This window comes from Aestuariivita boseongensis (genome assembly GCF_001262635.1).
Lineage (GTDB): Bacteria > Pseudomonadota > Alphaproteobacteria > Rhodobacterales > Rhodobacteraceae > Aestuariivita > Aestuariivita boseongensis.
The window spans coordinates 11,710-35,153 of sequence record NZ_JXYH01000022.1; the positions used below are offsets into that span (position 1 = coordinate 11,710).

Annotated in this window: 21 protein-coding genes; 10 read left to right on the top strand and 11 right to left on the bottom strand. The window is 52.9% G+C overall.

Annotated elements, in window-relative coordinates:
• Positions 1–283: 283 nt before the first annotated feature.
• The 3 genes from TR61_RS10305 to TR61_RS19655 all read left to right on the top strand — a co-directional run bounded on the left by TR61_RS10305 (position 284) and on the right by TR61_RS19655 (position 2,612).
• A complete protein-coding gene (locus tag TR61_RS10305) occupies positions 284–1,192 on the top strand; it encodes a tyrosine-type recombinase/integrase (RefSeq protein WP_050929911.1) in 909 nt (302 codons plus the stop codon).
• 82 nt (positions 1,193–1,274) lie between these two features.
• Positions 1,275–2,450, top strand: a complete 1,176-nt coding sequence (locus TR61_RS10310; protein ID WP_050929912.1) for a nucleotide sugar dehydrogenase — start codon at positions 1,275–1,277, stop codon at positions 2,448–2,450.
• Between the two features lie 15 nt (positions 2,451–2,465).
• Positions 2,466–2,612, top strand: a complete 147-nt coding sequence (locus TR61_RS19655) for a cupin domain-containing protein (protein ID WP_281178069.1) — start codon at positions 2,466–2,468, stop codon at positions 2,610–2,612.
• A 174-nt stretch (positions 2,613–2,786) separates the two neighbouring features.
• Here TR61_RS19655 and TR61_RS10315 read toward each other — a convergent pair whose 3' ends face one another.
• Entirely contained in the window at positions 2,787–3,893 is a 1,107-nt protein-coding gene (locus tag TR61_RS10315; protein ID WP_172676959.1) for a right-handed parallel beta-helix repeat-containing protein, read from the bottom strand.
• 473 nt (positions 3,894–4,366) lie between these two features.
• On the opposite strand from TR61_RS10315, the gene TR61_RS10320 reads away from it, so the two are divergent.
• On the top strand, positions 4,367–7,627 hold the full coding sequence (locus TR61_RS10320; RefSeq protein ID WP_172676960.1) for a right-handed parallel beta-helix repeat-containing protein: 3,261 nt from the start codon (positions 4,367–4,369) through the stop codon (positions 7,625–7,627).
• 598 nt (positions 7,628–8,225) lie between these two features.
• Complete coding sequence (locus tag TR61_RS19920; RefSeq protein WP_172676961.1) at positions 8,226–9,236, top strand: O-antigen ligase family protein; 1,011 nt, start codon at positions 8,226–8,228, stop codon at positions 9,234–9,236.
• Here the strand turns inward: TR61_RS19920 and TR61_RS10330 are convergent.
• The 9 genes from TR61_RS10330 to TR61_RS10365 form a co-directional block, all read right to left on the bottom strand.
• Positions 9,189–10,085, bottom strand: coding sequence for a glycosyltransferase family 2 protein (locus tag TR61_RS10330; RefSeq protein WP_050929916.1), 897 nt, complete (start codon positions 10,083–10,085; stop codon positions 9,189–9,191). The two genes, TR61_RS19920 and TR61_RS10330, sit on opposite strands and share 48 nt — an antisense overlap.
• Positions 10,086–10,149: 64 nt before the next feature.
• Complete coding sequence (locus TR61_RS19660) at positions 10,150–11,124, bottom strand: glycosyltransferase family 2 protein (RefSeq protein WP_082181925.1); 975 nt, start codon at positions 11,122–11,124, stop codon at positions 10,150–10,152.
• Positions 11,121–12,170, bottom strand: a complete 1,050-nt coding sequence (locus TR61_RS10335) for a glycosyltransferase (protein ID WP_050929917.1) — start codon at positions 12,168–12,170, stop codon at positions 11,121–11,123. Before TR61_RS10335 ends, TR61_RS19660 begins: the two co-directional genes overlap by 4 nt.
• On the bottom strand, positions 12,167–13,636 hold the full coding sequence (locus TR61_RS10340; RefSeq protein ID WP_050929943.1) for an oligosaccharide flippase family protein: 1,470 nt from the start codon (positions 13,634–13,636) through the stop codon (positions 12,167–12,169). Before TR61_RS10340 ends, TR61_RS10335 begins: the two co-directional genes overlap by 4 nt.
• A 32-nt stretch (positions 13,637–13,668) precedes the next feature.
• Entirely contained in the window at positions 13,669–14,400 is a 732-nt protein-coding gene (locus TR61_RS10345) for a class I SAM-dependent methyltransferase (RefSeq protein ID WP_050929918.1), read from the bottom strand.
• A gap of 12 nt (positions 14,401–14,412) precedes the next feature.
• Positions 14,413–15,438, bottom strand: a complete 1,026-nt coding sequence (locus TR61_RS10350) for a hypothetical protein (protein ID WP_172676962.1) — start codon at positions 15,436–15,438, stop codon at positions 14,413–14,415.
• 67 nt (positions 15,439–15,505) lie between these two features.
• Complete coding sequence (locus TR61_RS10355; protein WP_050929920.1) at positions 15,506–16,603, bottom strand: DegT/DnrJ/EryC1/StrS family aminotransferase; 1,098 nt, start codon at positions 16,601–16,603, stop codon at positions 15,506–15,508.
• The gene (locus TR61_RS20260) at positions 16,600–17,361 is read right to left on the bottom strand and encodes a WxcM-like domain-containing protein (RefSeq protein WP_216595385.1); all 762 of its coding nucleotides are present in this window, start codon (positions 17,359–17,361) and stop codon (positions 16,600–16,602) included. The genes TR61_RS10355 and TR61_RS20260 overlap by 4 nt, the downstream gene beginning before the upstream one ends.
• Positions 17,354–17,908: a GNAT family N-acetyltransferase gene (locus TR61_RS10365; protein ID WP_050929921.1), complete on the bottom strand. Its 555-nt coding sequence runs from the start codon at positions 17,906–17,908 to the stop codon at positions 17,354–17,356. Before TR61_RS10365 ends, TR61_RS20260 begins: the two co-directional genes overlap by 8 nt.
• A 216-nt stretch (positions 17,909–18,124) precedes the next feature.
• Here TR61_RS10365 and TR61_RS10370 point away from each other — a divergent pair, with 216 nt between their 5' ends.
• The 5 genes from TR61_RS10370 to TR61_RS20515 all read left to right on the top strand — a co-directional run bounded on the left by TR61_RS10370 (position 18,125) and on the right by TR61_RS20515 (position 22,685).
• The gene (locus TR61_RS10370) at positions 18,125–19,078 is read left to right on the top strand and encodes a glycosyltransferase family 2 protein (RefSeq protein ID WP_050929922.1); all 954 of its coding nucleotides are present in this window, start codon (positions 18,125–18,127) and stop codon (positions 19,076–19,078) included.
• A complete protein-coding gene (locus TR61_RS10375; RefSeq protein ID WP_050929923.1) occupies positions 19,068–20,327 on the top strand; it encodes a Coenzyme F420 hydrogenase/dehydrogenase, beta subunit C-terminal domain in 1,260 nt (419 codons plus the stop codon). Before TR61_RS10370 ends, TR61_RS10375 begins: the two co-directional genes overlap by 11 nt.
• Before the next feature lie 104 nt (positions 20,328–20,431).
• Positions 20,432–21,601, top strand: a complete 1,170-nt coding sequence (locus TR61_RS10380; protein WP_050929924.1) for a polysaccharide pyruvyl transferase family protein — start codon at positions 20,432–20,434, stop codon at positions 21,599–21,601.
• A 158-nt stretch (positions 21,602–21,759) separates the two neighbouring features.
• Entirely contained in the window at positions 21,760–22,182 is a 423-nt protein-coding gene (locus tag TR61_RS10385) for a glycosyltransferase family protein (RefSeq protein WP_216595391.1), read from the top strand.
• Between the two features lie 23 nt (positions 22,183–22,205).
• Positions 22,206–22,685, top strand: a complete 480-nt coding sequence (locus TR61_RS20515) for a glycosyltransferase (RefSeq protein WP_281178070.1) — start codon at positions 22,206–22,208, stop codon at positions 22,683–22,685.
• A gap of 3 nt (positions 22,686–22,688) precedes the next feature.
• Here the strand turns inward: TR61_RS20515 and TR61_RS10395 are convergent, their stop codons facing one another.
• Positions 22,689–23,390 (bottom strand): rhomboid family intramembrane serine protease, encoded by a 702-nt coding sequence (locus TR61_RS10395; protein ID WP_245626866.1) that lies wholly within the window; start codon positions 23,388–23,390, stop codon positions 22,689–22,691.
• Positions 23,391–23,444: the final 54 nt, after the last annotated feature.

Genomic DNA, 23,444 nt, shown 5'->3' on the forward strand with positions numbered 1-23,444 from the left:
GCCGGCTTCGGGAGCCTGATGCGGATGCCCGGGCCGTCCTCAGGCGCGCCGATGAATTCGATGCCGGCAGATTCGAAGGCCTGCCGTAGCGCTTGCAAGTTGCCTTTCCTGGATGGAGGTACCCCGAAGACGCTTTCATAGCGCACAATTGTTGCAGTTCCGACGCCCGTCTTGTCTGCAAGGTCTTGAACAGACCAACACAACGCACCGCGTGCGGCCCTAATCTGCGGTCCCGTTATGTCTTGCGCTTGCATTGTGATAAAAATTTTATCATATTGGAGGTATGGACGATCTGTGCAAAAAGCTTGACTGGCGCTCCGAATTCCAGCGCCTCGAGGGCGCATACGCACCAGCGACCATGCGTGCATATGTTGCAGATGTCGAGGCATTCGAAACGTGGTGCCTTACAAAAGGGTTGGGCCATCCCTTTCCAGCAAAGGTCGAGACGGTGTGCCGCTTTTTGGAGGACGAGGGACGCACCAAAGCCGCTTCCACAGTGCGCAGGCGCCTTTACGCGATCCGGAAAGTGCACAGGCTTCTCCGCATGCCCGATCCAACACATGACGAAGACGTCACTCTCGCGCAGCGCAGGGTCCGTCGCGGCAAGCCGAGGCGGCCGCAACAGGCAAAGGGTCTGACGCGGACCTACCTCGAACGCTTCCTGGAGACAGAGCCAGACACGCCGTGGGGACTGCGCAACAGAGCCATGCTTTCCCTAGGATACGAACTCCTCACACGGCGGTCCGAACTCGTGGCCCTGAGGGATGAGGATCTCACGCATCGGGAGGATGGGACAATGCGCGTTCTCATCCGCCGCAGCAAGTCGGACCCCTTTGGAGATGGCCGTATCGCCTTCACATCCGTTCGGACAGCCGACCTCATGCGGGAGTGGATTGCCTGGCGCGGGCCGGGCATCGGATCCCTGTTCTGCCCCATCTACCAGGAAAAGCCCATCAATCGCAGCCTTGAGACGACGACGGTGAAGAGGCTGATCAAGAATGCCGCCCGTCGCGTCGGCCTCGACGAGGCGGAGATCGACGCGTTCAGCGGTCACTCGATGCGCGTCGGCGCTGCTCAGGATCTTCTTGCGTCAGGTTTCGACACGGCGGCCATCATGCGGGCGGGGGGGTGGAAATCGGTCAATGTTCTTGCGAGGTACCTCGAGTTTGCAGAGCACAATGTGTGGGCCTGAGCGAGCCCCCTTTACGCTGCCCCGCGTCACGCGTTAGACAGCCTCACAAGGCAAAGCCGCTCATCTGCAGATCGGGATTTCCATGACCAAGACGATTTTTGCCGTAGCAGGTATTGGCTATGTGGGGCTTTCCAACGCAGTGCTTCTCGCCCAGAAGCACGAGGTGCGTGCGCTCGATATCGACCCAGGCCGCGTGGCGATGCTGAACGAACGTCGCTGCCCCATCGTCGATGCCGAGCTCGAGGAATACCTTGCCGAAAAGCCACTCGACCTGACCGCTACCACGGATCCTACCACGGCCTTTGCTGATGCAGATTACGTGATCGTGGCCACCCCGACCAATTACGACGAGAAGACGCATTTCTTCGATACCTCGACTGTCGAGGCAGTGATCGCAAAGGCAATGGCCCTGGCGCCCGAGGCGACCATCGTCGTCAAGTCCACGATCCCGGTGGGGTTCTGCGACGACGTCTCTGCTCGGCTAGGGACCAAGAACGTGATCTTTAGCCCTGAGTTCCTGCGCGAAGGCAGGGCGTTGCAGGACAACCTTTATCCCTCGCGCATCATCGTGGGAGAGCAATCGCCCCGCGCCGAAAGGTTCGCGCATATGCTGCGCGATTGCTCGCTGAAACCAGACGCGGAGATCCTGCTGACTGGCGCGGCCGAGTCAGAGGCGATCAAGCTCTTCGCCAACACCTATCTCGCCATGCGGGTGGCTTATTTCAACGAGTTGGACAGCTACGCCATGAGCCTGGGGCTCGACAGCCGGCAGATCATCGAGGGCGTCGGGCTCGATCCGCGCATCGGGTCGCACTACAACAACCCCTCCTTCGGCTATGGCGGGTATTGCCTGCCCAAGGACACCAAGCAGCTTCTGGCCAACTATTCCGCGGTGCCTCAAAACATGATCCAGGCCATTGTCGAGGCCAACCACACCCGAAAGGATTTCATCGCTGAGCAGATCCTGGCACAGCGGCCGAAAAAGGTAGGCGTCTACCGACTGGTGATGAAGGCGGGATCGGATAACTTCCGGCAGAGCTCTGTTCAGGGGATCATGAAGCGCATCAAGGCCAAGGGCGTGGAGGTGGTGGTCTACGAGCCAGCGCTGACCGAGGCTGAGTTCTTCGGCTCGAAAGTAATGACCGACCTTTCAGCCTTCAAGGAGGAGGCCGACGTGATCATCGCTAACCGACAAGCGCCGGAATTGTCAGATGTGAAGGACAAGGTTTTCACACGTGACTTGTTTGGCGCGGATTGATGGCGCATTTTCCGCATCAAAAGACGCAGGCCGAGCGCGATACTCTCCATGCAATCTGACAACCACCTAGCCGAGCACTGGATCGTTGTCGACGGTACAGCCAAGGTAACGATCAACGTTACAATGCGTCTCGTATCGCCTTCACAATTATTCGAAGCTTAGATCTCTTGGGCGATTGGGTTGAGGAAGTGCGGCGGAGTCACGGCAAATCAACTCTGTTCTTGTGCAAACCTCCAAGACAGAGGTGACAAGGGAAACAGACACACATAGCGCTTACCCTCCGTGTCAGGCCAGAGCAGATTAGCCAAACTTTGAAACAGACATATAGCGCCGACTTCAGGGTTGTGCGCTGATCGCCTCTTCAGGCGCTGTAACTATGCGATTATCTTGGAAGGTCACACCTGGTTGCGGCTGACGGAAAGGAGAGCCCGCTGTTCCGGACCAAGGCTGCATTATATTCCCTTGGATGGTGCTGTCTTCGGATCGTTGCCCATCCTTGTGTGACGTTATCGCAATCCATGGTGCGCCAGGTTTTCCTGAGCGTGAGTCCACGACAGTGTTATCCAGAATTGAGACGCGGCGAGCTCCCATGACCGTGATGCCGTGCCAGTGATCAACGAAAACGGTGTTTCCCCGGATAATCCAGTCCTCATAGAAGCCATCGAAGAGCCCGATGCCCTGCAGATGACATTTAAATGGATGGTTGCCATTCCTGATGACGTTGTTCTCTAGTCGCACATTGCGAACCGCCCCCTTTCCCGGAAGACCCAACGCGTTGCGTGACCATGACTGAAATCCATCATCATGATTGTCGTCGACCTTCACACAGGTCTCGATCGTGTTGCCTATGTAGCTGGAGTGGTCGCCCAATCCGCGTATTCCGTCACCACTGAATAGTTCGATGGAATTGCCTTCGATCCAGGCTCCATTTGCAGTAGATGCAATGCCATGCCGAACATTGCGTATGGAACTATTGGTTATCCGGATGTCTTCACCGGAAACTTCGATGCCGTTGTGTGCTTCATCTCGCCAATCCCTAGCTGTCCAGTTACTCGAATCTGGCGAGGACAAAACTATCAATCGATCCAACTGGATATCTTTCCCGCGGCGGATCTGCACAAGCGCTACATTCGCATCACCTTCGGCTCCCGGTTCAATGGTCAATCCTTCAAAGCGCCAGCCGCTACTATCATTGACAATCAATTGGTCAACTTCGGGAGGGGCATCCTTTGCACCTGTCACTAGTACAGGCTGGTCAAATTTGATGCGGTCGATTATTATTCGTCCATGACGTCCAGGTGCCAATACCAGCTGATCTCCACCAACAAGTTTACCTGAGTCTATCAGAGCTTGTGCCTTACCAGGCTCAGCCGGAACACGGTACTCAACGGCGGACACGGAAAAAGCGTGGAAAACAAAAAGCACAATCAGCGTGATTCTCATGAGCATGTGGCCAACTCATCTCTTGAATATTTTCCGATGCATCTAATCGTGCCTCGGCGCCCTGCCGTGCGGGTGCCAAGGAACGTGGTTTTGTAAACCCTGTCTTGGACCAACTCGGCAACTCCGCGTACGTTGGACATGGATGCGCGCGGCGTGGGGACTCGTAACAAGCTTCCCCTTCGAAAAGAATGGTGAAAACCGAAAGCAGCTGTCGCGAAGGGATAAAACATGACCTGCTTTGTACAGGGTCCCCACAGAGCCTTGCCAATAGGCTCGTGGCTGAACAATCGCAACGGTGGCTGGATAATATTGGGCAGATTTGTGTCATTGTTGCCGGATGTTCACGCGTGGATGGCGCTCTGTTTCCGAATGCGAACCAATCCGCTACATAAATAAAGGATTGATCTGTCGCGCCATAATGATCGTGGAAGGCTAGGCTGGATGTGTATGCCATGAGGACAATGCTCGCTGCAATGTCGAAGCTTTATCAGCAGGTTAGAGGCCTTCGCATTACCCAGCGTCGCGCTCGACGAAGCGCACTTCGCCTTGCGACAGCTCTGGTCTTTCTGGCTTGTCTCGGAGAAAATGCTGACGCGGGAAATCGGCAGGATTTCGCTGAAGAACCGCTTCGAAGCCAGACCAATTTAAAGTCACAATGCGGTCCTAAAGCGGCCCACCTCTGTCGGTTAAAACATGTGCAGGCAATCGCAACCAATGCGACGCACATGGAGGCAGGAATGGCTATCTATAAGGTTACGAACTCGGACGAGCTTGTGAAGGCTCTGAGCCAGGCTCAAGGCGGAGACACAATTGAGCTGGATAGCGGCGATTATGGCCAGCTCGACCTGATCACCTGGAAGACTTTCGGTGTTAAGGCCATTTATGACAGCCCAGTTACAATTATTTCTGCGGATCCCGAAAACCCGGCCTCGTTTTCAGGGTTGACGCTGGACAGCGTTCAGAACCTCACATTCGACAACGTCGTTTTCGATTCAAACCATACAGGTGGAGCACACTGGGTTTCTCCATTTATGATCCTGGGCAGTTCCGAAATAACAATTCGCAACTCTCTTTTCCAGGGAGAGTTGGCATCAGGAACTGGAGACCCGACAATTGATGGGTACGCGACTGGAAGAGGCCTTCGCGTGGAAACCAGCACAGGAATCACGATAGAGAACAATGAATTTACGACTTGGCACCGAGCAATGACGTTTGGTGGGTCTTCTGATATTGTTGTTTCTGGAAACGATGTTCACTCAATTCGAACTGATGGTCTAAACTTCGCCCAGGTTCAAAATGTATTGATAGAAGATAACTATATTCATGATTTCGCGCGATCAACCGATTCGGGTGATCATTCGGACATGATTCAATTCTGGACAAACAATACGACGGCTCCATCAACGGACATTATAATTCGCAATAATATACTGGACATTGGCAGCGGAGATGAAACGCAGTCCATCTTCATGCGGAATGAAGAGGTTGACAATGGTCGCGCGGGCGCTGAGATGTTCTACCAGAATGTTCTCATCGAAAACAATACTATTTATAATTCTCACGCCCACGGCATTTCTGTAGGCGAAACGAACGGCCTAACCATTACAAATAACACCGTACTTCGCGCTAGCAACGATGAAGGCATCTCTATTAACTCAGTTACTGTGCCGATAATCAAGGTCAGTTCAGCATCTACTTCTGTAACGGTTGATGGAAATATTACAAGTGCAATCAATGGCTTCACAGGGCAATATGACTGGACGGTAACCGGAAACGCGCTGGTTCAGCCTCAAGAGTATATCTACAATTTCATTCTCTCGACCCTGGAGTCAAATGCGTCTACGCATGATTACGTGATTGCGCCAGGAAGTCTTGTTGAGCAAGCTGGCGCTGGATCAGACAAGGTTCAGTATCCGTATGCTGCGGAAGAGGTGACGCCCTATTTCCAGGTTCATTCTGATCCATCATCAAGCCAGATCTTGATTCTCGATGCGTCCTTGTCTGCTGGGCAATTTGGACCATTGACTGAAAATGACGCTCAATTCTTGTGGACCTTTGCTGATGGCAGCACTGCAAGCGGCCAAGTCGTTAAGCATGATTTTGGATCAGCGGGTTATCATGATGTTAAACTCACGGTCACGACGATTGATGGTCAAACGTCTCAAGCCATGATCACAGCTGGGATTGCGGGAGGCGATGTTCTGACCTTTGATGCTGATAGCGGACTTTTCTTGACGCACTCGTTTGGAGAGACGACCGCAGCTGGTTCTGAGTCTCCTAATCTCGTAGATTATGGTGGCGCAAAGGCGATTGATCTCGGCGGTTCTGGGGTGGCAGCTGCCGTCGATAAAGAGTACATTCAGAACCTCTTTGGCGCTGATGCTTTCGAAATATCCATGACGCTTCAGGCGGACAGCTTTGGTAGCGCCGGTGAAGTTGCTCGTGTCCATCAAAGCTTACTTATGCAAATGGACTCGAATGGGATACTTACCACAACTCTTTGGACCACCGAAGGTGCTGTCGTTGTGAAAACGTCCGGGGTCCGGCTCAACGATGGCTTGGCACACGATGTAGTTCTTCGCTTCAATGACAATTCAGACAGTGTTGAAGTGCTTGTGGATGGGACATTGGTTGGTTCGGCTGAAGTCGTTGGATCAATGCCAGAAATGCAGTCGTGGGGACTTGTCTTTGGAAATCCTTGGGGAAAGACGAACTTTGACGGAAAGCTAAGTGCATTTTCCATTGATGTGATGTCCTTGGATTATCCTACTTACACTGGGACTGCTGAAGTTTTCGCATCGTCGCAGAGCACAGTAGAAACTTCTGTCACAGAGGAGCCGATTACGACCGACGACACGGTGACTGTCGCAGAACCGACGACGGACGGTGACACGGCAACGTCCGCGACGCCTGGTGAAGACACGACAGAGCAAACCACAGCAGAACCGACTGTCACAGAGGATCCGGTTGCGACAGACGATTCGGCGATTGTCACAGAACCGACGACGGACGGTGACACGGCAACGTCCGCGACACCTGGTGAAGACACATCAGAGCAAACCACTCAGACTGAAGAGCCAATGACGACGGAAGGATCGACTTCTGATGACACGTCAATGATCAATGGCGGTTACATGCTCGACTTGAGCAACCTGAACTACGTAGGTGCTCATGTCATCGAAACCCAGGACGGACCCGTCATCACTTTTGATGGGAAACGGGACCACGTCTCAATCGAGGGCCTGTCCGAGTTCGAATCATCTCAGCAAATAGCTTTCTCGATCGACTTTTCGAGTGACGCGAGTAAGCATTCCGAGCGGTTGGTGCTGAACCAAAACACAATTGATCTCAGACTTGAAGGAGATGGTCTTAGACTTACCGTTGCCAATAACGATGGATATCTCTTTGCCGATGGCTTCCAATTGTCGGGTCTCGGCCTCAATGACGGAGATCTGCACAATGTGACTATCATGCTGGACGCAGAGTCAGATCGTCTGCAGATCGTCGTCGATGATGTTCTGGTTCTTGACGAGCAGGGCACTGACTTTGACTTCGTGGGAGCTGGGGGTTTGGATACAAGCTGGGATCTTGGCGGGACACCCTCAAGCGGCAACCGCTGGATCGATGCCTGGAACAGCAGGTTGGATTTCGAAGGTGACGTGTATGACTTCCAGGTGAGCGATGACTTCATGTTCATTGAATCGCCACTTGAAGGTGGGACGACTCTCGTGTGACGTCAAAGCAATCTTGGACTAACGCACCTTGCAATCTCGAGGATGAGCACCGATTATCATCGGAAAAGCAAAAGATAAATCACGGGGAGCTGCGTTCATTGTCGTCTCTCTTATGCATTTTGCCTTCCCGTTGGCATAGAACATGCACTCGATAGGGCGCGCAGAGAAAGAGATGGAAAACCTTGCGCGCATAAAAAGTCCTACGTTCGATTCGAAAAGTACAGTCCGTAGCACGAAGGTCTCCTTTTGGGTGTGGGCCTTTTTGCTTGGACTTCTGATCCCTGTTTTTATTTATGTGGGACCTCTGCGGTTATCGATTTATCGAGTAGTGCTAATCGCCTCCTTTTTCCCGAGCATCTTTTTCCTCCTCTCTGGCCAAGCAGGAAAGATTCGGCTACCAGATATTTTAGTGATCGGCATATGTATATGGTCAACGGTATCACTAATAGTCGTTCACGGTTTCGCCTCAATGGTTGAGACTACAGGGATTCTATGGAGTGAAACACTTGGAGCTTACCTGCTCGGCCGATGTTACATTAGAACGCCTGACCACTTTCTGTCTCTTGTAAGGACTCTCTTCACAATTTGCCTATTTTTGATGCCGTTTGCCATGTACGAAGCCTTAACTGGCAATAGTGTGATTATCGAAGTCTTATCAAAAATTGGACCAACATACTTCGAGATGAATATGGAGCCACGCCTGGGCCTTGAGCGTGTTCAAGGTCCTTTTCCGCATCCAATACACTTTGGAGTTTTTGTTTGGTCGATTGTAGGCGTCGTATACTACGTGATCGGATACGGACTCTCGAAGATCTCTCGCTTTCTTCGAACATCGGCAATAGCAGCACTGGGCCTATTGTCACTCTCATCTGGCCCAATGGTGTCAGTGATGGCCCAAATCAATATCATAGCCTGGGATAGAGTCTTCAATTCCGTAAAATCAAGATGGAAGATACTTCTGGTACTTTCAATCTTAGGGTACATTATAATTGACATTCTTTCCAATCGAACGCCATTCCACGTCATTATTGAATATCTCGCATTCAATAAACACACTGCCTACAATCGGATACGAATTTGGGAGTTTGGCACTGCTAGTATACTAAATAATCCTGTTTTTGGAATTGGATTGAATGAATGGGCCCGTCCATCGTGGATGTCACGTAGCGCGGATATGTTTTGGATCGTTCCCGCAATGCGCCATGGGGTGCCTGTTTGGATTCTATGGTTCGCACTGTTCTTTTCTGTCTTTCTTGGTGTCGCCTATCGCCGCACTACAGATGAGCGAATTATCTGGTATCGTACGGGATACCTTGTGACCATGTTTGGTCTCTTTATGTCTGGATGGACAGTCCATTACTGGGATATCGCGTACGTTTATTTCCTTTTTTTGTTCTCCAGTGGCATATGGTTTTTGGACTGGGATGGCGTAAGCGAAGAAACTGGCGTAACGACCGAGTCGAGCAGAAGCAGGATAAATTATTCACGATTTCCAATGCGCGAATCTAGGCGCAGCGAAGTGTTTCAAAATTCAAAGCACACAAATCTTTCAAAAGCCAATTTAGAAACGAGAACGATTAACGAGAAAGCGAACCCACATACTGGCTAAGAATGGGTTTCTCGCTAGTGACGCGCGCATCAGCTTATCGCCCCTTCTAGGATATCCAAGCCGCCCAACCGCGTATCCCAACCGCCCCAAACGACCGGCCCAAGCCTTGGAAGTAACCCCTTGGCGCTTGAGCTTATTGATAATTATCAACTGACTGTACGGCGCCTTACTCGAAAGTGTCGAAATGCTATCCTTTTGGATATAAGTGTTAACCAGCGGCTCATCAACGAAGGCGAATATGCCTAGGCTTGACAAGCGAATGGCCAAGTCCCACTCCTCGCTATTAAAGAGCCTTTCATCAAAACCTCCTATCTCTCGGAGTGCTTGGGTCCGGACTAACATTGTTTGCGTACTAATGAGATTATCCCTCCAAAGACGCTTGCGAATATCACCTGAGAGTATTTTTTCTTCGGGACCAGGCACACAAGCTGCCCTTCTAGGTCCTCGCCTATATGCTGCGTCACGACCATAAACAATTTTCACACAGTAAACTAGCACGCACTGCTCGCCAATTTCCAAGATCTTCTCGACTTGACTAGATAGCTTGCCTTGCAACCACTCGTCGTCGCTATCTTGAAAAGCGACGAGATCCCCCGCAGCGGCAAAAATCCCGCTATTCCTTGCGGCTCCAACGCCACGATTTTTTTCATGAACGATTAGCCTAACTCGTTCGTCCGCAACCGAAGAAAGAATATTCTGCGTTTGATCTGTGGATCCATCATCCACAACAATCACTTCTAGATTTTGATAGTCCTGAGCCAGAACACTTTGAATTGAGCGAAGTATTGTACCCGCCCGGTTGTATGTTGGAATAATTACCGATACCAGCGGTGGGGTAACTTCATTCATTTTGGAGACTTTTTTGACATAATTGGTTCGTACAATTCAAGTAAGCCATTTCTCAACTCAAGGACTACCGATCTCCCACTCGCGTAAAACCATTTTGACGCAGGACAGCTTGGTAACCTTTGCGCCCAATAAGGAATGGTGGTATTGCTCTCAAAAGTGGCCTAATAAATTTAGGGTGTACCCGGATCGTCTCCAGTAGAGTTCGTCGATGATTGCCAACGCCGGTACTGGCTTCAGCGTTGGCCAATCTCAAGAGATTGCCGCTTCGTAGCTTATTGACTGTATCACGCTGTTGACCACTCAAGGAAAGATCGCTGAGTAGTACGAATAGTCGATCTCTAGTGAGATAGGCTTCTATCGGATCTCTGCGGAAAAGATCAACTACTGCAACGTGATCTTCTTCGAATCTTCTCGCCTCGGCAACTACCGCGTCATTAAAAATGGCTGATCCCATTAGTGAAACTGCGGCGAAAAAGTAAATATCCTCGCCAATCGCTAAGTTAGCCGGAAAGCCTCCTACATCGATAGCGATATCTCTTCTAACTGCTGCTGAACAAGGTGAGACGCCACTCAATGCTCTTTGGAGCCAATCACCGATGTGAATACTGGCGCACTCATCACTTGTCCAATTTCGCAGCTCGAAAAGCCGCTTGCTATAATTGCTTCCAGTGAAGTTTAGATCAGCCACATGAGCGACAACATTCGCGTCTCCGATACCCAACAGATCGCTTACAAGCACGCTCATGCGCTCTTCGGTCCACAAATCGTCCGAATCGAGAAAGGTTAACCAGTCACCAGAGGCGTGTTTTATCCCCAAATTTCTTGCAGCGGAAACACCCGCATTCGGTTGATACAAGCAAGTAATCCGATCACCATATTGTGCCAGGATGCCTACCGTTTCGTCTACTGATCCGTCATCTACGACAATCACTTCGTAGGGAGGTGGGTCCTGACGGAGCACACTGTCTATCGCATCCGCGATGCAATGAGCGCGATTGTATGTCGGTATAACGACAGAGATAAGAGGCACGTCACTCATTCTTTAGATGCCCTCGCCCCCGCGTTTGGAGATCTGCGCCTATATGAACTCGCGTACCTCATGTTGGCGTACCATTTATATGTGTTTTCAAAAGTGTATCTTGCCCAATCCTTCACAGGTGCAGAGGTTCGGTGCCGCCAAGCCAACAATAAAGCCTTTGGAGCCATTAGCCACCTATCGAAACGCCCTGTCTCTGCTAGATCAACGGCAAAACGTAGAACGCGGCCGCGACTGCGGCATATAGCTTCTACTTCATCCTTTCTGCTATAGTCTAAGTCGCAGAATCTTTCGAGTAGATAGAAGTCGACCTCGCTTTTCCATTTCCGCACCTTGTGCGACAGACCGTACAAGTATTCGTGTGCTGGGCTTCTTTGAACAATCGGTGCCGACACTCCCCCGATCCTATACCGGACGAGTTCTTCGGGGATATAGGTCAGCCCGCCAATAATGCTGGCACGAATTGGGATGATCCGGTCTTCGGCAGTGATACCTTCGCCTAGCGGACCGAATTCGGTAAATATACTTTTGTCCCAACCTGCGGTTGCGCCGATGATATGACCATTGTTTCGCACTATCTCAAATGTATCAGGGGCACCCTGCATAAAGGCTGGTGGTCGTTTGATATCAATCGGCTCACCATCTAAGTCGATGCGTTCTACTGCGGAGTGCAGCAGCTTGTGGCGACGCTCCGAAGCAAGCCAAGCAGCTACGAGGGCTGAAGTTCGCTTAGGCACGGACACATCGTCACCCGCATTCACAACTATAAAGTCACCTGCGACAAGCTCCATCACACGATCGATATGCGGGATCAGTCCCAAGTTCGGGGTGTTGCGGCTCAGCAACACCTTGTGCGGCCCTTCATAACCTGCCGCCATCTCCTGCATGATCTCGTAGGTGCGGTCGGACGAACAATCATCCGACAGGATGATCTCCAGCGGCTCGTAGGTCTGCGCGAAAGCCCCTTTTATGGCTTCGCGGATATAGCGCTCCTGATTGTAGGCGATGACTATGAAGGTCACCAATGGACGCTGTGTCTTTTTTGTCATCCAACATCCCTGATCGGCCAGCCAAGCAATTCATAGATGCGCGCTATCTTCGAAACAAGGCGCCCATGGGGCCCAATTTTGGAAACTACTATATGTCCGCCGACAATGCCGGTGATCACACCTACCATTACCGACGCGCCTGCTCCGGCGAGGGGAAAACTAAGTGATAGCGCCAGCAGAGCGAAGGCCAGCGTTGCATGTAAACCAAAAAGGCCAACTGACAGCCTTTGCCAGCGGAAGCCCTGAAGTCGGTGAACCAAGATCACAACTACCGAGAGATGGATCGCATACGCAAAAACGAAGGCGATCCCGGTTACCTCCAAACCCAGCCGAGGCAGTCCGATCCATATCATCGCCAAGAACAATAAGTTGAACTGCAGCTGCAAATATAGAAACAACCCCGATCTCGCTGAAGCAACAAAGGCAAAACCAAGGGACCACGAGGCTAATTTGAAAACGTTTCCCACAGTTTGCCATTGCAGTATTGTCACCGCCGCTTCGAAATCTAAGGAATACAGAAGGCGGATGAGCCACGGTGCGCAGCCAATCAAAATCAGAAGGATCGGCCCGCCAAGGGCCAGCGACAGCTGCATCTGATCATTCATCAGTCTTGTCGCGGTGTCGCGGTCGCGAATGACCTCCGTCAAGCGCGGAAAGTAATCAGCCCCCATGGCCTGCAATAGGAAGCCCACATAGATCATCGTGATGCTCCAAGAAGCAGCGAAATACCCTGCAGCCTCGAGGCCAAGATCCCGTGTAATCCAAGCGCGCAACAGAAGCAGCGTACCTGTTGTCGCCAGCCCACCCAGCATGAACGCAACGCCCAGCTTGACCATCGGGTACCAGGCCCACCAAATTTCCTGCCGGGTCATTCGTACCGTTTGGGTTGCGGGTAAGTGGCGAGTATAGTGCCACGCCACAAAGATACCTATGGCCGGTGGCAAAAGTATCAGCGCAATAAGCCCTTCCTGACCCAGCACAATCACTGGCAGCAGGCCGGCCAATGTACCCAGCAGCGTGCCCCAGACGGTGACCCGCCCCAAATCGCCAATCTGCCTCATTCCCTGCAGCAGCGTCGTCTGAGAGCTCGAGATCAGAAACAGAAATACCGCCACACCAACCAGCCCGATCTCAAGGCTGTAATCAGTGCTGCCTAGAATCCGCAGCGCGAGCGCTTCCCGTGTCAGCCAGATCAGAGCCATCGCGATGGACCCTTGGACGACAAAAGCGGAGAATAGCACCCGGCGCACACGCGAGAGCGTCTCAGCATCTTCTTTCGCGGCCGATAGTTCGCGCACACCGCTATTGGCAAGCCCCAGGCCTGCACTCATCGATAGAATCTCGCGTAGATTGTTAAGAACGCTGAGTAGACCGATGCCTGTCGGGCCGAGTAGCACCGCTATCGTCTTCGCTCGGGCAATTGTAATCGCGATCCTGATCGCCTGCGCGCCGCCAATTACCGCCATAGATCTCAGAAGGCCCCGCGAGGACATATATCTTAACGGTCTATCTGACGTACTGCGACCACGAGCGGATCGTTTCCGTTGCCTGATGCCTCGGACCGGGTCACCGTGAAACTAAACTTTTTGAGAATGTCTTCCATGCCCTCCTGAGCTGCATAATAGGCATACTTCCCCAACGCATCTCCGGTATCACCTCCCGCTCGCCAACGGGCTTCGCGAAGCGGACAACCAACGAGGACCACGTTGCGCACCGGGCTTTCGACAATGCGCTTAAACAGCGGCTCAATATCGGCCCTTAGATGGTATAGAACCCGACTGATCAACACCGTCTCAGCTTTATCGAGCGCCTCGAGGTTATCCATGATGCTTCCGTTAACGAATTCACAGCTTTTCACATTAAAGCCTTGGGTCAACCAGTGTTGACGCAGTTTCTGTGCCTCCTGAAATTGCAGGGGCATCAATTCGATCCCAAGGACCGATTTTCCATCGCGTGCAAGAGTTAGTGCCTGCGTACCATCGGCCGATCCAATTTCAAGCACTGAAGTACCCGGAACCATCTCAGCAATCTTCAAATACCTGTCGGGAACTCTTCCCAGCCAGATATCCGCAGCATTTTCGCGATAGTAACTCTGGAAACCCGCATTCCTCTCGTCGCGAGAGCCGGGCTTGTAGAACTCGAATCCTTCCGCATCATGCTGGACCTGCGGCGCGCCCAAAAGCCAGCGCCTTAACTTGGACTTAACCTTCAAAAAGAAACTTCGGGTCATTGACATCTTTCTCTAATGCGCATCTGAAAATTGGCCCCACCAAGGAATTGCTCTTTCGAGCTTGTTCCATGTCCATTCGGCGCGCTTCGGATCGATATCTCCAAACAATTGACTGGAAACATACTGACTCTCGCGCATGAAGAAGTTCATGAATACGGACAACTTGTCGTCGTCTTTATTTGGACCAATGATTGCCTTCGACATAAGACTTCGGAAATCTGCGTTCAGCGCGCCCCCGAAAATCTGGTCGAAAATGAAGGTGTCGCGATCTTCGTAGATTTCGTTGATTGCAAGATTGTTCAGATCATAAAGGCAGGGCAGCAAAAGACCTGCGTCTTCCGTATCAACAGCCCACACCCGGTCATTAATCAAAAGATTAGCTATGTTAAAGTCAAGGTGTGCTTCAACAAGGCCATAACGTTTGGCTAAGCTCGAGACACGTTTTTCGAGAGCCAGATACTTTGCCCTAATCGCCTCTGGCAGGTACTGGGCGACTTCTTTGAAACACGTCATGACCAAGTCAGGGTCCGGCTCACAACGGGTTGCTTCGACATATTCCTCGTACACTTTGATGATCTTATGAACAGATTTCAATTGCTCAACCTGTGACAGCAGACCGAGGGGTTTCGCTTCCAGCAAGGGCTCGCGCCTGAAATAGCCCGACTGGGTCTTGATCAGGCTTCTATCCGGACGCGGAAAATAATCAAAAAGCGCCAGTTTCTTCTCAGGCACCCGGTTCACGTGTACATTTCGATCAATAGTGGTCAAAATTTCATTCTTATCGAAGTCGAAGAACTTTAAGTGCCCCGATCTCGAGATGTAGACGACTGTTGCGGACAATATCTTTCCCGAACCGCGCACTACGAGCCGGTCGGACCCGACTATCCTCTTAACTACTGCCTTGGCGAGGTCTGGAAAATATTTTGACCCACGCTTATTGGCCTTAAAAAACTTTCCAGCGAATTGTGCGAACTCTGCATTTTTAGGATCTTCGAGGGCAAGAAATCTTTTTTCTACGCTCCATACTCCATTTTTCATCAAGAACCTGTACGGCGCAAAACGCCGCTCGGTCTTAACCTTTCGTTTTATCAGCCTCAGGACCATTTCAGGTTCTATCGGATAGGATATCTGCGATGGCGTTGACGTCCTTCTCGGCGAGATGCGGGCTAATCGGTAAACTGATGACTTCGGAAGCAAGACGTTGCGCCAGAGGTAGGGATTCAGGTGCGAGACCCATATACGAATAAGCGTCCTGCATGTGTGGAGGGATCGGATAATGGATCAACGTGCCCACCCCTTCGGAAGTTAGACGGGATTCGAGCTGCTCGCGGATCTGGCTCCTAACAACGTAGAGGTGCCAAACTGGATCGGCCCAGTCTGGTACATGTGGTAGAATTAGGTTTGTACTCTTTAGTGCCTTTGAGTAGATCTTGGCAACTTTCCGGCGTCGGTCGGTCCAGCGATCAAGCGATGCAAGTTTAACGCGCAGGACTGCGGCGTGGATTGGATCGAGACGCGAATTCACGCCCTGCACTTCGTTCACGTATTTCCGTCGCGAGCCGTAGTTCCGTAGGACCGCCACCTTTTCTGCCAGCGCGGCGTCATTGGTTGTCACCGCGCCCGCGTCTCCGAAGGCCCCAAGGTTCTTTCCTGGATAAAAACTCCAGCATACGATATCGCCATGTACGCCGATCCTCTTGCCCTTGTAGCGGGCTCCGTGGGCCTGCGCGGCGTCCTCGACGACCCGCAGGTCATGCCGATGCGCGATATCCAAGATCGGATCAAGGTCGGCGGGTTGTCCGTAAAGATGAACCGGTAGGATTGCACGGGTGCGCGGCGTTATGGCTTTTTCGATCCGCGTAGGGTCGATGTTGTGGGTCGCCGGATCCGGTTCTACAGGAACGGGCGTCGCGCCGACCTCGGAAACCGCCAGCCAAGTCGCGATATATGTGTTCGACGGCACTATGACTTCGTGATCCGGTCCGATTTCCAGTGCCCGAAGTGCCAGGATCAGCGCGTCCATGCCATTGGCAAGACCAACTGCATGGCCAGCATCGCAGTATTCCGCCCATTCCGCCTCGAAAGCTTCGACTTCCGGACCGAGAATGTACCAGCCGCTTGAAAGAACGCGGGCCACCGCTTCGTCGATCTCGGGCTTCAGTTCCCTGTACGTGGCGCCAATGTCGAGAAAAGGTATCTTCATGCCTTGGATCTTTCCATCTCCGCTAGGAATGCGTCATAGGTGCGAAGATAGTCATCCTCCTCGTAAGGGCGAGATGCAAGGACCAGAAGCACTGCCTCAGGACTGTAGCGATACTGGGTCCCCCAAATCATTTCCGGCATGAAAACGCCTATGTCCGGTCGATCCAACGTGACTTCGCAGCGTTCGACGCCATCATCCAGAAGGACCCTGCAGGACCCATGCAGGCAGATAAGGAATTGCTGGCACTTCTTGTGTGCATGTTCCCCGCGCAGTTCCATCGAGGGCACATCATAAACCACAAAATAGCGCGCAGGGGTGAAAGGGACCTCGTCTGGCACTTCGCCCACCGTCAGAGATCCGCGCGCGTCCTCGATCCGACGCATCAGGTAGAGGCTGCTCTGGCCGATACCCAGGGGCACCATTGCAGGCCTTTTTAGATCGCCTAGGGCCTGAACATCCACATGGCGCGGATCAGGCCGACTTTCCAGCCGGGACCCGTTCAGATAACCAACGACTTGCGCCGGATTGCCCTCGACGATCGCATTAGGTGGCACTGACCGTAGCACGACGGCGCCGGCTCTGACCCACGCGCCTTGACCGACGGCAACGTCGGCCCCGATGACACAGGCGGCGTCTAGTGTGACGTTCTCCCTAAGTACGATTCCATCGCCGGCCAGAACGACGCGCGGTCCGATACTTACCCCTTCGGCGATATTTGCGCTTGCCGGGATGATACAGTCTTCTTGGATTTCAGGCACTGCAAGACCCCTCCTGTAAGGCGTTGTTCAGCTCGGGTTGCTTGGCAGCAAACCGCTCTCTCGTCAGCTCGAAATAAAGATTGTCTGCATCAGACCCAGTTTCAGTCATGCCGAAACGGCGATAGAAGGCAATTGCCTTTGCGTTGTCCCTGCGCACATCGAGAATTCCGCGGTATAAGCCCAGCGCGTCGAACCCGATCGAAAATGAAAGCACCGCGCTTTCGAAAGCGGCCTTCGACGGCTTGTCGGCGTTCAGGATCCAGCTTCCCCAAGTGAAGCTATCATCGGTCAGCTCGTACAGGCGGACAACGCCGCATGGATGTCCGTCCAGTCGTTCGATCACGTAGTAATACTCTGCCCCTGCGGCCTCGCGGGACTTGTACGCCGCGATCCATTTTCTTTGATCCTCCACGCTTCCAGTGACGGGCGATAGGTATCTGCTATACATCGGAGCGGTTCGCAGGGCATGAATGAATGCTGCATCTTGTTCCGAAACCAAGCGCAGACGAATATTCTTTCCCGAGATTTCACTAATTTTTTGATGCATACTTTTGACCCCAAACAACCGCGCGCACGCTAACCGCCCAACAAATGCAAGGCAATGCCGACAACCGTGTGATGGGAAAATCCCGGGCACAGAAACGAACTGTTTCGTCCGGATAAACCGGCAACAGAAGGCATGCAGTTATTGAGACCACTAGTCATGCGATGCTACTCGTTGCACAGTGCGGGGAAAACCATAGTAATCAGTTCAGGAAGCCGAATGCCCAGCGACCGACCGGAAACGCCAGAATTCTCGGTTGTCATTATCAGTTACAACACGCGAGACATGACTCTTGCCTGCTTGTCGTCGATTTACGAACAGACCAGCCGAAGTTTCGAGATTGTTGTCGTAGACAATGCCTCCTCAGATGGCTCGGCCGATGCGATTCGGCAGCTCTTTCCACGTGTCAAACTGCTTGCGGAGTCGATAAATCATGGGTTTGGCGGCGCTCATCACTTGGCCGTGCCGCAATGCAAGGCGCCTTTTCTGCTGTTGCTGAACCCTGATACGGTGGTTCTGGACGAAGCCCTGGACAAGCTCGTCGCCTTCGCACAAAGCCGTCCTAGCGCCGGTATCTGGGGCGGGCGGACTCTTTTCGCGGACGGTCGCTTGAACCCTTCGTCTTGCTGGCATAGGCAGACCGTGTGGTCACTGTTCTGCAGAGCGTCTGGTCTATCTGTCGTTTTCCAAAATTCAGCCGTCTTCAACCCCGAGTCTTTTGGAAACTGGCAGCGTGACGAAGTTCGGGAGGTGGACATAGTATCGGGATGTTTCTTGCTGATTTCTCGGGAGACATGGGATGATTTGGGAGGGTTTGATCCTGTCTTCAGAATGTATGGCGAAGAAGCAGATCTCTGCCTTCGCGCAGGAGCAGCAGGCTGGCGTCCGACCATAACACCAGATGCAACGATCGTTCATTATGGAGGGGCTTCCGAGAAGGTCCGTTCCGACAAGCTGGTGCGACTGCTAAAGGCGAAGGCAGAGCTTATCAAGAGGCATTTTTCGGTAAGAACGCAAGGGATTGGCCTGTTCCTGCTGAAGCTTTGGCCATTATCGCGAAACGTGGCACTATCGATTTTGAACAGTCTGCCGGGAACATCACGGTTCGACGCCGCATACACTGCCTGGCGAGATGTCTGGCGTCGCAGGCAGGAGTGGGAAAATGGCTTCTGAGGTGTCACAAAACGGAGATCCTGAAGAAAGCGCTCTGCCTACGGCCGTGCCATTGCGCCGCATCGCTCGAGGCAATCTGTGTTCGGGGTGCGGAGCGTGCGCAGGTGTGTTCCCGGGCAAGATAAGGATGCAAAAGGTAGAGCCCGGATTTCTGCGACCGCTCGAATTCGCGCCGCTGACCGATGCAGAACAACAAGCCTTCGATCGCTTCTGCCCCGCCTTGGGCCAAAAAATAGCGGCCGAAGACCAGCCAGATGATGTTCTGTGGGGTCCATACAGAGAGATGCGCACGGGCTGGGCCACGGACACTTTACTGCGCTTTAGAGGGGCTTCGGGTGGAGCACTTTCAGCCTTGCTGGTGCATCTCCTTAACAGCGGAGAAGTTGAGGCCATTGTGCAGATTGCTGATGACCCACAAAATCCGATTGCGAACCGAATGGTTGTCAGCATAGACCGCGATGACATTCTGGCCGCAGGTGGATCCCGCTATGCCCCCTCCGCACCGTTGGAGCGATTGAGCGAGATGGTCGACTCAGGTAGAAAATATGCTTTTGTCGGCAAACCTTGTGATGCGGTGGCCCTGCGGGCTCTCGCCAGTGAACGCCCAGAGGTTGCAGCGACCTATCCAATAATCCTTTCCTTTTTCTGCGCGGGCGTGCCCTCGGAACAGGGCGCCAGAGAGTTGATTAAGTCTCTCGGTGTCCACGAGGATCACGTCACGAGCTTCCGGTATCGTGGGCATGGTTGGCCAGGGCGAGCAACAGCTAGTCTTGACGACGGAACGGAACGCTCCATGAGCTATCATGAGAGCTGGGGCGACATCCTCTCGAAACATGTCCAGCATCGTTGCAAGATCTGTGCCGATGGCACCGGTAAGGCCGCGGATATTGTCTGCGCCGATGCCTGGGAGAGCGATGCGGACGGTTATCCGATCTTCGAAGAGGCTGAAGGTGTGAGCCTGATTGTCAGCCGCACTTCGTTGGGGGAAAGGATCCTGCAAGAAGCAGTTGCAGCCGGAGAAATCGAGATTTCAGGCTTCGATGTCGACAAGCTGGCACCAATCCAGCCTGGACAGCGCGAGAGACGAAGGGCCCTGATGGCGCGGCTGCTCGCTTTGCGCCTCGCAGGACGTCCAACACCGCGTTACCGAGGTTTGCATCTTTGGGCCGCGGCGCGGCAAAACCCGTTCTCACGCAACCTCAAGAACTTCCTCGGAATGCTGCGCAGGGTCATTATCGGCAGATTGTAGAGGGACTTTTTAGTGTCTACTACGGAGGGCGGGCCTTATATGCGCCACAGCCTTCTGCTAACTAAAGCCAAATTAGTTCAATTTGATCATTCCGAGATGTTTCCATGCTCAAGGTCGCACTGATCTTCCACTCTGCCAGCAACGACAACCTTGGTGTCGGCGCTCTTAGCGTGTCAGAGGTAGCGATCTTGCGACGGATCACCGAGGCTCGCGATCTGCGAATTTCCATAACATTCATAGACAGTTTCGCCGAACGCCCGCCATACGTGACGGGCAACGATGTCACGATCCGCCCCACGCGCCCTCTTCGAAAGCCGCTGGATTTCTTACGCGCTGTCCGTGAGGCCGATCTTGTCATCGACATCGGCGGCGGCGATAGCTTCGCTGACATCTACGGTCCACGCCGAATTGGTCAGATGCTCTTGATGAAGTATCTTACACATCTGGCCAGAACGCCGCTGGTCCTGGCGCCTCAAACATTTGGTCCCTTCAAAAAAGCTCTTTCGAGCTTCCTCTCCCGGCAATCAATCCGACTGAGCGCGCTCACAACTACGCGGGATAACTTGTCGACCACACAACTTCGCGACCTTGGGATCCAAAGCAACATCATTGAAGCCTCGGATGTGGCCCTTCGCCTGCCCTATGATGCGCCGCCACCTCGTGCCGAGGGCGGCCCGGTACGAGTTGGCATAAATGTTTCAGGCCTTCTTATGAGTGGCGGATACACCCGCAACAATATGTTCGGGCTCAAGATGGATTATCCGCAACTAATGCGGGAGATCGTACAGAAGTTTGCCAATCATCCCGATAAATGTGAGATCCACCTGGTTCCACACGTTATCACGTGGACCGGAGGCGGAGTGGAGGATGATCGCGCTGCGAGCCTAAAGTTGCAGCAGGAGTTCCCGTTTCTCACGGTCGCCCCTGCCTTTGCATCTCCATCGGAGGCCAAGAGTTACATCGCTGGGATGGATTTCTTCATGGGCGCGCGGATGCATGCCTGCATCGCCGCCTTTTCTTCAGGCGTGCCAGTTGTACCTATGGCCTACAGCCGCAAGTTCGCAGGTCTCTTTGGATCTCTGGGTTACAATGAGACGGTGGACTGCACGACCCAAAGCGCAGAAGAGATCCTGGACCACATATTCAGCGCCTATGACCGTCGCACCGAATTGGCAAAGGTGCAAAAAGCGGCCTTGCTAACAGGTGTGGAAAAGCTGGAGCTTTATGAGCGCGCTTTAGGCGATCTGATGGCGACCTTGGCAGAGGGCCGATAAACCCGCCAAACTATTGATCCGGTATTGCAGCAAATGTATGTTTTGCAACACTATGCCGGAGCCATTCTTCCTTATTTCGCAATAACTGGAGCAGATCGATTTCCTTATCACCAAAACTCATGGTCGTGGCGTCCGCGGGAGGGCACTGGGTTCAGCTTATGCGTCTTCGGAAAGCTTGGGACGGTTCGTTAGTCACCTATGTAACCACCGAACCAGGTCTTGAGGAAATCGTTCGGTTTGCAGCAACGAATGAAGGCCAACCCACTCCGAACTTCATCTGGGTCACAGACGCAAACTTGTCTGAAAAACTGCCCCTTTTTCGGCAACTGATCCAGATGTTCTTCATCGTACTCATCCAGAGACCAGATGTCATCATTACGACCGGGGCAGCACCAGGATACTTTGCCCTACGATTTGGAAAGTTAATCGGCGCAAGAACCATCTGGATAGATAGCATTGCTAATGCTGAAGAACTGTCGAAGTCGGGAAAGGAGGTCGCCAAGTATGCCGACCTGTGGCTGACGCAATGGGAGCATCTGGCTCGGCCTGAGGGGCCACATCACATGGGTTCGGTCCTTTGATATTCCTTACAACAGGAACCCAATTGCCTTTCGGTCGGCTAGTTCAAGCCGTTGATGAATGGGCCGAGACCAACCAACCTGAATGCGAAATTTTTGGTCAGGTACTCTCCCCGCGCCAAAACCCCTATGTCCCTCGGAACTTCGAGATAACCGCACGTCTGTCACCCAAGGACTACACTGCCGTCTTCAGAAAAGCCCAGCTTATCATATCACACGCTGGCATGGGAACGATCCTGACTGCACTGACCCAAGCAAAATGCATTTGTGTCATGCCGCGGCAGAGAAAATTCGGTGAGCACAGAAACGATCATCAGATTGCCACCGTCAATCATCTGCGGGAGCACCCAGGTTTGTTCAAGGCACGAGACGAAAATGATCTGCCCGAGCAAATCAATGCGGCACTGAGGGCCTCAGAGGGCGGTCAAACTGCGGCGATAGATCCCTTCTCTGACACCGGCTTTACCGACAAGTTGCGAAGTTTTATTATGACTGGACGGACATGACCGTCAGTTTTCCCTCTCCCGGATCCACCAGCCTGCGATCCAGCCCGTGACGAAGCCGCCGAGATGGGTTTCCCAAGCCAGGAGGCCATCCATCGCCCAGTACATGATGACATTCAACAAGATTAGGAAGCCGATCACACGCGCCACCGGCCAAAGACCTTCTCTTTCCAAGCGCCGAGCGGTGTATTCCCACCCGACCAGAACCCCCGCGAGGCCAAAGAGTGCCCCGGAGGCTCCAACCATGGGCTGCACCGCATCGGAGAGCAGAGCAAAACCTACAGCCCCACCAAGGATCGAGAGCATATAGATTGCTGCAAACCGCGCCTGTCCTGTCCGCTCAATGACGATGCGCCCAAGAGAAAAGAGCGTAATCATGTTGACGGTCAGATGTGCGAGACCACTGTGCAGAAAACTGTAGGTGGCAAACATGGTTACAGGCTGCGCGGCATAGTTCGGCCGCCAATTGTCGAGAAGTCCACGCCAGAAGCCCCCGTTCTGATAGGCAAGGCTTCGCCACCGCGTCGAGCCCCACATGCCGAGATCGGCGCCTTGAAGAGCCATTTCTATGGAAACACAGGTAACAATCAATGCAATCAAGACCCAGGGGAAACGCCGGGAGAAACCCCAAGTTCCGGCGCCAAGTGTGGGTTGAGTTTCCATAAACACTGGATGCGATACTGTCGGGAAAAACTCAAGCCTGACCATGTCTTGTTGCTTCAAACCGCCAACATCGATGTGTGGGAAGTGCGGAGGCATTGA

Coding starts and splice junctions, on each gene's coding strand:
- TR61_RS10315 (WP_172676959.1), bottom strand. CDS start 3,893: ATGAGAATCACGCTGATTGTGCTTTTTGTTTTCCACGCTTTTTCCGTG.
- TR61_RS10385 (WP_216595391.1), top strand. CDS start 21,760: ATGCGTCTTCGGAAAGCTTGGGACGGTTCGTTAGTCACCTATGTAACC.
- TR61_RS10375 (WP_050929923.1), top strand. CDS start 19,068: ATGGCTTCTGAGGTGTCACAAAACGGAGATCCTGAAGAAAGCGCTCTG.
- TR61_RS10355 (WP_050929920.1), bottom strand. CDS start 16,603: ATGAAGATACCTTTTCTCGACATTGGCGCCACGTACAGGGAACTGAAG.
- TR61_RS19920 (WP_172676961.1), top strand. CDS start 8,226: ATGCCGTTTGCCATGTACGAAGCCTTAACTGGCAATAGTGTGATTATC.
- TR61_RS10330 (WP_050929916.1), bottom strand. CDS start 10,085: ATGAATGAAGTTACCCCACCGCTGGTATCGGTAATTATTCCAACATAC.
- TR61_RS10335 (WP_050929917.1), bottom strand. CDS start 12,170: ATGACAAAAAAGACACAGCGTCCATTGGTGACCTTCATAGTCATCGCC.
- TR61_RS10380 (WP_050929924.1), top strand. CDS start 20,432: ATGCTCAAGGTCGCACTGATCTTCCACTCTGCCAGCAACGACAACCTT.
- TR61_RS10365 (WP_050929921.1), bottom strand. CDS start 17,908: ATGCATCAAAAAATTAGTGAAATCTCGGGAAAGAATATTCGTCTGCGC.
- TR61_RS10305 (WP_050929911.1), top strand. CDS start 284: ATGGACGATCTGTGCAAAAAGCTTGACTGGCGCTCCGAATTCCAGCGC.
- TR61_RS19660 (WP_082181925.1), bottom strand. CDS start 11,124: ATGAGTGACGTGCCTCTTATCTCTGTCGTTATACCGACATACAATCGC.
- TR61_RS10395 (WP_245626866.1), bottom strand. CDS start 23,390: ATGGTCAGGCTTGAGTTTTTCCCGACAGTATCGCATCCAGTGTTTATG.
- TR61_RS10310 (WP_050929912.1), top strand. CDS start 1,275: ATGACCAAGACGATTTTTGCCGTAGCAGGTATTGGCTATGTGGGGCTT.
- TR61_RS10340 (WP_050929943.1), bottom strand. CDS start 13,636: ATGGCGGTAATTGGCGGCGCGCAGGCGATCAGGATCGCGATTACAATT.
- TR61_RS10370 (WP_050929922.1), top strand. CDS start 18,125: ATGCCCAGCGACCGACCGGAAACGCCAGAATTCTCGGTTGTCATTATC.
- TR61_RS10320 (WP_172676960.1), top strand. CDS start 4,367: ATGTCGAAGCTTTATCAGCAGGTTAGAGGCCTTCGCATTACCCAGCGT.
- TR61_RS10350 (WP_172676962.1), bottom strand. CDS start 15,438: ATGAAAAATGGAGTATGGAGCGTAGAAAAAAGATTTCTTGCCCTCGAA.
- TR61_RS10345 (WP_050929918.1), bottom strand. CDS start 14,400: ATGACCCGAAGTTTCTTTTTGAAGGTTAAGTCCAAGTTAAGGCGCTGG.